The following is an 11,391-nucleotide window of genomic DNA, read 5'->3' as shown; positions in this document are numbered from 1 at the left end:
CAGAGGTTTCATCTTTTGCATTGGCAATAATATCGACTTCAACTGATGGTGCGGTCGTATCAACATCTTTATTTGCTGTACCTTGGCCGCCTAAGTTACCCGCATAATCTTTATAACTATTTTCAGGAACGGTTACTTTAATATCACCATCCACACCTGATGGAACTTTACCCGTCCACGTCAAACCATCTTTTGATGGTATAAGTTCAACTTTTACAGGATTACCGTTTTTATCAACTATGATAAATTCTTTTGGATCAATTGTTGACGGATCAACGTCAGGATCAAACTGAATGATGATTTCAGCTTTAGCTGTAATTTCTACATCTACGTTTGGTGGTGCTAAGTCTTGACCAACTGGACGTTCAGCAACATTTGACTCAATTAGCGTACCATCTGCACCAACGACACTACCTTGCGCTTTAATATCATTATTTGATAAAACATCTGATGCAGGAACCTTAATACTCCACGTACCATCAGCATTAACAGTCACTTGATCACCTGAATAAACCTTACCGTTAAATGTAATGGTCATTGATGCAGATGGATTGCTTACAGTGCCTGTAATAGTGATATTACCATCAAAATCAGTTAGTTCTGCCAACTCACCTTCGTTGATAATATCATCACCACCCACAATACCAATCGATACAAATGGAAGTAAAACATCATCTGAAGTTGGCTTGCCATCTTGATCATCGGTCACGGCGTCAACTGTATTGCCATCGACAAGTGGTTTATCTGTGGTCACTGTCCAATAACCATCTAGATCAGCAGGTTCAGAAACAAGTGTTGAACCATCAGGTAAAGTCACTGTGACTTTATTACCAGGCTCAGTTGTTCCTGAAATAATAGCTGTATTGCCATCTGGTATAATCGAATCAATTTTTACGGTTACTTTTTTATCAGTACCAGATGAACCTTCATTACCCGCAAGGTTTGTATAGCTCTTATCTTTAACACCTACATTAACCGTAATACCTTGCTTCGTTCCTGTAAGGTCAGCAAACCATGTACCATCTTTATTTTCAACAAGGTTACTGAGCTTACCACCGGAAATGACAATATCTGACAAATCAAAGTTTTTAACTGGTTCATTAAACTTAAAAGTTACAGTGCCATCGTCATTGATGATGACTATAACAGCTGGAGGTTTTGTATCAATAACTGCTGTATCACCACCTTTACCTGAGGTATTACCTGTTTGATCTGTAATAGTTGCAGCGACATCAACCTTGCCATTTGCTTGTGGCGGAACAGACGTAATATAACCATTGTTCAACATATCATCGGTAATAATAATATCTGTAGGTTCACCACCATTGATAATAATCGTGAGTGTATCGCCAACTTTGGCTTCTTTTGGAATAGTAATTTTTACTGATACATCAGGACCCTGACCTAACTCGGTGCCATTGATTACACCATCATTATTAATATCTGTCGTAATTTCAACTTTTGGTGCAGGAATCACACCTGTATTTGGAATCAGTGTTTCATCTGTACCTGGTTCTGAAACTAAACCTGTATTTGGATCAGTCACAGTCCCTTTAACAGGAACTTCTTAACCTACAGGAGGTAATTCTGCTGTTGACACATCAACTATCCAATTATATGTACCATCATCATTAGGTGTTGGATCAACTTTTACAGGGTATTCTTTCCCACCTACAGTCACTGTCACATCAGCATTTGGATCATCAACTGTACCCGTAATCGTTGTTGTATCATCCTCACTCGGAACAATTGGATCAATCGTGACATAAGGTGCTTTTGGTGGAACTACAACAGGTGCTTCATCCTGACCTGGCTCTGAAATTAAACCTGTATTTGGATCAGTCACAGTCGCTTTGACAGGAATTTCTTGCCCGATTGGGGGCAATTTATTTGTGGGTACATCGATAGTCCAATTATATGTACCATCTTCGTTAGGTGTTGGATCAACGTTTACAGGATATTCTTTCCCGCCAATGGTGATGGTCACATCAGCATTTGGATTATCTACTGTACCTGTAATCGTAGTTGTTCCATCTTTGTCTGGTACAACTTGATCAATTGTGACTACAGGTGCTTTAGGTGGCAAAATTACGGGTGCTTCATCTGTCCCCGGAGGAGAAACTAGACCAGTATTCGGATCAGTGATTGCTCCTTTTACAGGAACTTCTGCACCTTGTGGAGGCAATGCCGATGTTGGTACATCCACTGTCCAATTATATGTACCATCCGCATTCGGTGTTGGATCAACTTTAGCTTTATATTCTTTTCCATCAAGCGTCACAATCACATCAGCATTTGGATTATTTACTGTACCTGTAATCGTGGTTGTTCCATCCTTATCAGGAACAACGGGATTAATCGTGACGACAGGTGCAATTGGTACTTCTGGGACTTTCGGTTGATCTTTCGATGATCCATTTGAACCATCTGCCGCAATCACTGTACCACCAACGAGCGCACCACCGACAATCCATGGCAGTAAATTAGATGCAGTACTCCCACCACCTACAGCAATCGGTAGTAATTCCTCTAAGCCTGCTAACTCTTTAAAACCTGCGACACCATTTTGCCAATCTAGCAATAAGAAAGCACATTCAGTCCCTTCAAAAACGAGTGCTGTATTATTTCCTTCTGCATCCACTACAAAATAATTTTCAATAGTGAGTATTTCACCATCCTTCATTTTAATAATTAAATTATTACCATCTTGAATAATTTCAGCAACATCTTCACGAAGAATTTTTGTTTGAATAATCGATCCTTTTTCTAATTTAATTATATTAGAATCGATTTCCACCTTCTCCATTGTCGCCTTATCAATAACAATAATTTTTTGCATAATAAAAAGCCATTTTCTAATGTAACAGTCAGTAAACTATATTAACAGAGCGATATTTTTTGTACAATAAATCCATAGTATTTTTAATTCTATTAATCAATCATTTTTTTGACTATTATTCAATCAACACAGTCTTTTAACCGCAGGATAAATTCATGTTGAAACGTTCGCTACTTTGTTTAAGCCTTGTTCTTGGTCTAAGTGCATGTTCATCTATACAACATAAAGCTACTTTCGAAAAACCAACCCATTTATTATTTATAGACAAAGAGATAAATTCACTACCTGTTCAAGTACAGCGTGATGAACGCCTTTGTGATGGTGATAAAGCAGACGATCAAAACTGCCCAATCAAGTTTTTTATTGATGATTTTAAAGCTGGTGAATTCTATATTCATAACACAACAACGTACTATTTAAAGCCAAATGAGTACACATTGACCGTCAAAAACTGCAAAGAAAATTGCGTTACTAATCACACTAAAATACAAATTGACGAAAAGTTACCATTAGTAACTTTGGTATTATCTATTGATGAAAATGGAAAACCATTCATTATCAACAAAAAATCATAGTATAAAATTCAACCCGAAATTCGTGATAAATTTCGGGTTGAATTTAGTGCAAAAAATCACATTAAACGAATAAAACATAGATTAAATTTATTCTATTTTTTTGAAAAAAATAACTCTATTAAATTCAATTTTTCTATTACATAATATAAAAAATATATTAATCAAAAGAACCTAATATTTTTTAATAATATTAAATTTTTAATAAATGTGTTTATTTTCTACCAGATCAAAATGGATTTATTTAAATAGTATAAATTTTGTTTCATAGAAATGATTCAAATGTATATATTTCACTGATTCCATGTATACTTTTCCACATCTCTTGTACTGTTTTATCTGCCTTATGCAACAAAACCGTGAACTTAGAACTCTCCTCAAAAAAAAACGTCGTGCATTAAACTCGACCATGCAAAAAAAAATTGAAGTGCAAATCCTGCATCAAATAATTCAACAACCAAAATTTTATCATGCAAAAAAAATCGGCATTTATTTACACGCATTTGGCGAAGTTCAAACCCAAAAGCTCATTGAGTACTGCTTTAAACAGGGTAAAAACGTTTTTCTGCCGATGATTTGCAATATGAGTTTAAAACTTGTATGGATTCAAATTACTCAACATCAATATCGAAGTAAGCGTTTTGCGATGCATCGTTTAGGCATGTTAGAGCCGATGAAAAGCCGTGGTTTTCATGTTTCCGCATTAGATTTTCTCATTTTACCTTTGCTGGCTTGCGATCAACTCGGTACCCGTATGGGTATGGGGGCAGGTTTTTATGACCGTACCCTTGCAACTGCGCCCAAGCGCCCCTATAGAGTAGGAATCGCCCATGACTTTCAACTTTTAAGTGAACCATTACAGCGAAATGCTTGGGATCAACCTTTAGATGTGCTGATTACACCATCAAAAGTCTATCGTTTTAGTCGGCATTCAAGTTTATTCAGGCTTTGAAGCCCTTCTAAATTTTAGATACTTGCGCTTTTTTATATTTTTTATTGAGCAAGGCCCTTGTAATTTTTAAAATACCCATCACTATAAAATTCATGGCAACAATGTTGTTACTCACTAGGAGTGCCCATGTCAGAAAATATTATGAATCAAGAAAATCTTGAGCAAAACGTTCCGAGTGTATTACCACTTTTAGCTTTGCGTGATGTTGTGGTTTATCCACATATGCAAATTGCACTCTTTGTCGGTCGTGAAAAATCGATCAATGCCGTTGATATCGCTCGCAACAGCGATAATCTCGTATTTGTAGTTGCACAAAAAGATTCTCTCACAGAAGAAATTGATCACGACAATTTATATCAATACGGTACTGTCGCTAAGATCGTCCAAGTCGTAAATCATGAAAATGATGAAAACTGTATTAAAGTGCTAATTGAAGGCTTACACCGTTCTAAGCTTGTAGAAATCATCGACAATGATGAATATTTATCGGCTGAACATGCGTTAAGCCCAATGAGTGTTGCAACAGTCGATTCAAACACTCAAGCATTACGTGTTGAAGAATTACGTGCTCTATTTGCACAATATGCTGAAACGAAACTACGTAATGCACGTGAGTTAATTGCGGCTGCAAACAAAATTGACGATCTTCTACAACTGTTATTCTTCGTTGCAACACGTGTACCGTTGAATATTGATGTAAAGCAAAAGTTCTTAGAACATGATCAGTTTGAAGAGCATTTACAAGAACTCATGAGCTATTTATTACAGCAGTCAGAAGAGCAACAAGTTGAACAAACTTTGCATGACTCTGTAAAACGTCAAATGGAAAAGAATCAGCGCGAATATTTCCTGAATGAAAAAATGAAGGTTATTCAGCGTGAACTTTCTGACATGAATGGCGGTGCAGAAGATGATGTTGCTGAAATTGAACGTCGTTTAGCAGAAGCTGATCTACCAGAACATGTGCGTAAAAAAGCTGAAGCGGAATTCCGTAAGTTAAAAGCAATGCAACCTGCATCAAGTGAAGCTGCTGTTGTCCGCAACTATATCGAAGCGATTTTAGATACGCCTTGGAATAAAGCGAGTAAAGTCAGCATTAACTTAGCAAAAGCTCAGGAAATTTTAGATACTGATCATTATGGCTTAGACGATGTAAAAGACCGTATTGTTGAATATCTCGCAGTACAGTCACGCGTGAAAAAACTCAAAGGTCCAATTCTTTGTTTAGTCGGTCCCCCAGGTGTTGGTAAAACGTCACTTGGTGAATCAGTTGCTAAAGCAACGGGGCGTGAATTCGTTCGTATGGCACTCGGTGGCGTACGTGATGAAGCGGAAATTCGTGGTCACCGTCGTACTTATATTGGTGCGATGCCAGGTAAAATTGTGCAATCATTGACTAAAGTAGGCGTAAAGAATCCTTTATTCTTACTCGATGAAATTGACAAAATGGCACAAGACTATCGTGGCGATCCAGCTTCTGCATTGCTTGAAGTGCTTGATCCATCACAAAATGATAAGTTCAGTGATCACTATTTAGATCTTGATCTTGACCTTTCAGAAGTGATGTTCATCTGTACTGCAAACAGCATGAATATTCCTGAAGCGTTGCTTGACCGTATGGAAGTGATTCGTCTACCGGGTTATACCGAAGATGAAAAAGTCAATATTGCAGAGCGTTACCTTGTTCCAAAAGCAATTAAGAACAATGGTTTACGTGCTAAAGAATTGACTGTTCACGAAGAAGCAATTCGTGACATCGTACAGCGTTATACCCGCGAAGCAGGTGTTCGTAGCCTTGAGCGTGAAGTGTCTAAAATTGCACGTAAAGTCGTGAAAGAAGCCGTGAGCAAGAAGTCTAAAAATCTTCAGCTTGAAGTAACCTCTGCTAATCTCCCAGAATATTTAGGTCCACACAAGTTTGACTTTGGTATGGCGGAAGAAGAAGCGCAAGTCGGTCGTGTTAATGGTTTGGCTTGGACATCTGTTGGTGGTGAGTTACTTACTATCGAAGTTGCAGCAGTCAAAGGTAAAGGTAAATTCATTACTACTGGTTCACTCGGTGATGTGATGAAAGAATCAATTACCGCAGCTATGACAGTTGTTCGTACTCGTGCAGATGAGCTTGGCATTGAAGCTTCGCGTTTTGAAGAAACTGATGTTCACGTCCATTTACCTGAAGGTGCTACACCGAAAGATGGTCCATCTGCAGGTTTAGCATTGACGACTGCACTTGTATCTGCGTTCACAGGCATCGCAATTCGCCCTGATATTGCAATGACAGGTGAAACAAGCCTTGGCGGTCGTGCGATGCGTATTGGTGGTTTGAAAGAGAAGCTACTCGCTGCACATCGTGGTGGTGTAAAACTCGTATTCATCCCACAAGAAAATGTCCGTGATTTAGCTGAAATTCCTGACAATGTGAAAGAAGGTTTGGAAATTAAAGCTGTGAAAAGTATCGATGAGATTCTGCCACTTGCTTTAGTTGAACAACCAACGCCATTGGTTAAAGCACCAATTGTGAAAACAACAGGTGAAAGCAAAGCTGCTCGTCATTAATTACTCAAGTAATTACATATAAAAAAGAGCGCTACGGCGCTCTTTTTTATACTTACTATCCCCATATTTCATTTCAACCTAATAAAAGCTCAAATCAGATTGTTAACCAAAAAAATGAAGATCAAAACCTCATTTTACCCTTGAAAAATACAACATGGACATCATATATAAATAAAGAAATTGTGGTTCATGATGATTTAACTCAAGACCAAAACTTACTTTTTAGTGGTTTCTATCAAATCTCCAGATAGATAGAAATCCGCATGCAGTCCTACTACCCCTCATGGACTGCATTTTTTTATCTATACTTTTTATTTATAAAAATCCTCGTCAATACATCCCTTTTTAAATGAATTAATTCTTTGTGCCGCATCAATATCAACATGATATTTCTCACTTTTCGTTCCCAATGTTACTTCTTTTATCTCATCATTTTTCTGCTCTTATTTCTATACAGCCTATTTTAGGCGTATTTATTTTAACCTGAACGATTATCCATATAACGCTATACTTACCATTAAACTCTCATTATTTAATGCGTACTATGAAAATTCGTATTCTGACCATTGGTCAAAAAATGCCAGCTTGGGTACTTACAGGTTTTGAAGATTACTTCAAACGTATTCAACCTTTTGTTCAAACCCAAGTGATTGAGTTAGCTATGGCAAAGCGAGGAAAAAATGATTCAGAAGCCGATATTTTAAAATACCGAAATATTGAAGGTGACAGCATTTTGGCACAGCTCAAACAAAATGAAGTTCTCATTGCACTTGAAGTCGGTGGTCGTGAGTTCAGTACAGAAAAGTTAGCTGAAACCATGAAAAGTTGGATGCTTGAAGGTAACGATATCGCTCTTGCGATTGGTGGACCTGATGGTCACTCAGAAGCCGTTCGCAAAGCCGCGGCTTGGCATTGGTCACTCTCTAAACTCACCCTTCCACATCCAATGGTACGTGTGATGCTCATTGAACAACTGTATCGTGCAATGAGTATCAACAATAATCATCCTTACCACCGCGCAGGATAAAATTTGAGGCACGATAAGAGTTACTTCATTTCGAAAATAGTATGTTGAAGTTACTGAACAACATTCAAGATCACTTTTTACAATGGGATAAACAGCGCAGTATGAAACTACAAACCTTGCCCGGCTTATTTATTTCTCATGGCTCACCAATGCTTGCGCTTAATCCTGAACAAGTCGGCCCTGCTTTAAACCGACTTGGTCTAAATTTGCCACAACCTCAAGCAATTGTAGTGATGTCAGCACATTGGGAAAGTAATGCTTTAGAAGTAAGTACAGGTGTCCGCCCTGAAACATGGCATGATTTTCGTGGGTTTCCACCTGAACTCTATGAAATACGCTACCCTGCACCGGGCGACCCGCAACTTGCTGAAGAAATTTTGCATCTATTCTCTGAAGCACATATTTCTGCCCATGCTAATAGTACTCGCCCACGTGATCATGGCGTATGGATGCCTTTGTTGCACATGTATCCTCAAGCGGATATACCTGTGGTAGAAATTTCACTACCTATGAATATTTCTGCAAAAGAAATTTATAAGATTGGACAAACTTTAGCAGTATTACGTGAAAAGCAAATTTTATTGATGGGTTCAGGCAGTATTACGCATAATTTACGTGAACTTTCTTGGCAAGGTGAAAATGCCAATGTGCCTGAATGGGCATCAACTTTCCGTAATACCGTAGTGAGTAAGCTCCATCATCAAGATTTTGATGCTGTGCTCGATTGGAAGAATTTGCCTTTTATCGAACGTAATCATCCAACTTTAGAACATTTCGCACCACTATTTTTTGCTATGGGTACAGGTCATCGTTTTAGTATTGTACATAGTAGTTTTAGTATGGGTTCACTTGGTATGGATATTTATCGCTTTGATTAATACACATATCCATTTATAGATAAAATATATCAATATAGTAACAAAAAATTATAAATGGATACATTTTGCTACCCAAAAAGCGCATATGTATCCATTTTTTTTTAAATAAATACGTTATCCTTCAAAATGTTATCCATAGCATGAACTGTTTATCCCATGAAATTAAAATATTTAGCAATTGCCCTTTTCCCTCTTGCTCTTGCCGCTTGTCAGTCAAATGGCATTCAAAAAACTGGAGATTCAACAGTGAGCGTTGTAGAACAACAAAATGTAAATAAAACATTAACTGCATATCAATGGAGCGCAAATACTGCAAATGCGCCTAAACCTTTAGTTTTAAATTTTGATGCTCAAGGTCGTTTAGCCATTTCAACCAGCTGTAATAATCTAATGGGTGGTTGGAAAGTAGAAAATAATCAGATTGTTTCAGGTAATTTAGCGGCAACACAAATGGCATGTGAAGCAAATGCAATGGCACAAGAAGGTGTTGCAGCAAACTTATTTAGTAACCGTAAAGCTCCGTTTACTTTAGATATGAGTAATCCTGATCAACCTAAACTGACCATTGTTGCAACAAATGGTGAGAAGGTTGAATTTACAGGAACAATGACACCTGAAACAAAATATCAAAGTGAAGGCGAAACGATTTTCCTTGAAATTTCACCTGAAACAAAACAATGTACTGGCGTTGCTCCACAAACATGCTTACAAGTCAAAGAAATCAAATATGCTGAAAATGGTGTAAAAACCTATCAAGATAAAGATTGGACGTTATTTTATAACCACATTGAAGGTTTTGAGCACGATCCAAAAGCACATAAAATTATCCGCGTAAAACGTTATGAAATTAAAAACCCTGCTGCTGATCAATCTAAATATGCTTATGTATTTGATATGACTGTAATGAATGCAACTGTAAAATAAAATTCAAGCATAAAAAAACCGATGCATTTGCATCGGTTTTTTTAGTGATTCTAAGTTAAAACTTAAAATACACCTTGAGCAAGCATTGCATCAGCAACTTTTACGAAGCCTGCAATGTTCGCACCGTTTACGTAGTTTACAGTACCATCTTCTTCTGTACCGTATTTCACGCAGTTGCGGTGAATTTCTTTCATGATTGCATGAAGACGTTCATCAACTTCTTCAAATGTCCAACCCAAACGGATTGCATTTTGAGACATTTCAAGACCTGATGTTGCTACGCCACCAGCATTCGACGCTTTACCTGGTGCATAAAGAATTTTCGCTTCAACAAATTTTTCAACAGCATCAAGTGTAGAAGGCATGTTTGCACCTTCAGCTACACAAATAACGCCATTTGCAATAAGTGTTACAGCATCATCACCATTTAACTCATTTTGAGTTGCACATGGCAATGCGATGTCACATTTGATTCCCCAAGGGCATTTACCTTCAAGGTATTCAAAACCATGTTTAGACGCGAATTCTGAAATACGACCGCGCTTCACATTTTTAAGTTCCATCACTTCACATAAAAGCTCAGTGGTAAAACCATTTTTAACGTAAACCGTACCCGCAGAGTCAGATAAAGAAACAACTTTTGCACCTAAGTACATTGCTTTTTCAGCAGCATACTGTGCAACATTACCCGAACCTGAAATGGTTACAACTTTATCTTGGAAGCTTTCGCCACGAGCCTTAAGCATTTCTTCAGCGAAATACACAGTACCGTAACCTGTCGCTTCTGGGCGAGCCAATGACCCACCGAAAGTTAAGCCTTTACCTGTGAATACACACGCAGTATCGTTGCTTAATTTCTTCATCATACCGGCCATATAGCCAACTTCACGACCACCAACACCAATATCGCCCGCAGGAATATCAGTATTCGAACCCAAATGACGATATAACTCGATCATTAAAGCTTGGCAGAAACGCATGATTTCGCCTTCAGATTTACCTTTAGGATCAAAATCTGAACCGCCTTTACCGCCACCCATTGGAAGTGTGGTTAAAGCATTTTTAAATGTTTGTTCAAAACCTAAGAATTTAAGAATTGAAAGGTTCACTGATGGATGGAAACGCATTCCACCTTTAAATGGACCAATAGCCGAATTGTATTGTACACGGAACGCACGGTTCACATGCGTTTGACCTTTGTCATCAACCCATGAAACACGGAATTGAATTGCACGTTCAGGTTCAACAAGACGCTCAAGTAACCCGTGTTCAGCATATTGCGGATTTTTTGCAATGAACGGCCATAAGCTCGTCATCACTTCTTCTACAGCTTGTAGAAATTCTAGTTGATGTGAATCACGTGTTTTAACGTAGTTTAGGAAGTCGTTAAGGCTGTTATATTTCAACGCTTAATCCTCAGCAGTTTGGTGGATCAAAATCGGTCAAAATTTCAATCGATGATGTATTTTGGCGCAAACAATGTAATATCTTTTGTAACCAATCGGCAATAGTTATTTTCAAATTCTTTAAAATTAATTTAATAACAAATAGTTATCTTTATTATAAAACATAATTAGGCAATCCTAAAAATTGATCTATATCAAGACTTAAAGAAAATTCATGCCATAAAAAGAGGCGACTTG

General features: G+C 37.7%; 9 protein-coding genes. 6 read left to right on the top strand and 3 right to left on the bottom strand.

What is annotated here, in order from left to right; translation table 11 throughout:
- On the bottom strand, positions 1 to 1,546 hold a 1,546-nt coding region (locus ACK2M2_RS10665), incomplete at its 3' end, for an Ig-like domain-containing protein (protein ID WP_419348220.1).
- Between the two features lie 21 nt (positions 1,547 to 1,567).
- Positions 1,568 to 2,839 carry a BapA/Bap/LapF family prefix-like domain-containing protein gene (locus tag ACK2M2_RS10660; RefSeq protein WP_419348217.1) on the bottom strand — a complete coding sequence of 424 codons (1,272 nt, stop codon included), beginning with the start codon at positions 2,837 to 2,839 and terminating at the stop codon, positions 1,568 to 1,570.
- A gap of 155 nt (positions 2,840 to 2,994) precedes the next feature.
- Here ACK2M2_RS10660 and ACK2M2_RS10655 point away from each other — a divergent pair, with 155 nt between their 5' ends.
- From ACK2M2_RS10655 to ACK2M2_RS10630, 6 genes are all read left to right on the top strand, one after another.
- A complete protein-coding gene (locus ACK2M2_RS10655) occupies positions 2,995 to 3,414 on the top strand; it encodes a hypothetical protein (RefSeq protein ID WP_409512113.1) in 420 nt (139 codons plus the stop codon).
- A gap of 343 nt (positions 3,415 to 3,757) precedes the next feature.
- On the top strand, positions 3,758 to 4,363 hold the full coding sequence (locus tag ACK2M2_RS10650) for a 5-formyltetrahydrofolate cyclo-ligase (RefSeq protein WP_409512112.1): 606 nt from the start codon (positions 3,758 to 3,760) through the stop codon (positions 4,361 to 4,363).
- A 126-nt stretch (positions 4,364 to 4,489) separates the two neighbouring features.
- Positions 4,490 to 6,919, top strand: coding sequence for an endopeptidase La (gene lon, locus ACK2M2_RS10645; protein WP_419348214.1), 2,430 nt, complete (start codon positions 4,490 to 4,492; stop codon positions 6,917 to 6,919).
- Between the two features lie 544 nt (positions 6,920 to 7,463).
- The gene (gene rlmH / locus ACK2M2_RS10640) at positions 7,464 to 7,946 is read left to right on the top strand and encodes a 23S rRNA (pseudouridine(1915)-N(3))-methyltransferase RlmH (RefSeq protein ID WP_409512110.1); all 483 of its coding nucleotides are present in this window, start codon (positions 7,464 to 7,466) and stop codon (positions 7,944 to 7,946) included.
- Between the two features lie 101 nt (positions 7,947 to 8,047).
- Positions 8,048 to 8,824: a dioxygenase gene (locus ACK2M2_RS10635; RefSeq protein ID WP_419348226.1), complete on the top strand. Its 777-nt coding sequence runs from the start codon at positions 8,048 to 8,050 to the stop codon at positions 8,822 to 8,824.
- 156 nt (positions 8,825 to 8,980) lie between these two features.
- Positions 8,981 to 9,748 carry a DUF4377 domain-containing protein gene (locus ACK2M2_RS10630; protein WP_419348211.1) on the top strand — a complete coding sequence of 256 codons (768 nt, stop codon included), beginning with the start codon at positions 8,981 to 8,983 and terminating at the stop codon, positions 9,746 to 9,748.
- 62 nt (positions 9,749 to 9,810) lie between these two features.
- Here ACK2M2_RS10630 and gdhA read toward each other — a convergent pair whose 3' ends face one another.
- Positions 9,811 to 11,154 carry an NADP-specific glutamate dehydrogenase gene (gene gdhA, locus ACK2M2_RS10625; RefSeq protein ID WP_419348208.1) on the bottom strand — a complete coding sequence of 448 codons (1,344 nt, stop codon included), beginning with the start codon at positions 11,152 to 11,154 and terminating at the stop codon, positions 9,811 to 9,813.
- Positions 11,155 to 11,391: the final 237 nt, after the last annotated feature.

Origin of the sequence: Acinetobacter sp. TY1, assembly GCF_048551395.1 — a bacterium.
Lineage (GTDB): Bacteria > Pseudomonadota > Gammaproteobacteria > Pseudomonadales > Moraxellaceae > Acinetobacter.
The sequence above is the reverse complement of the archived record's forward strand: the minus strand, read 5'-3'. Positions and strand labels throughout refer to the sequence as shown.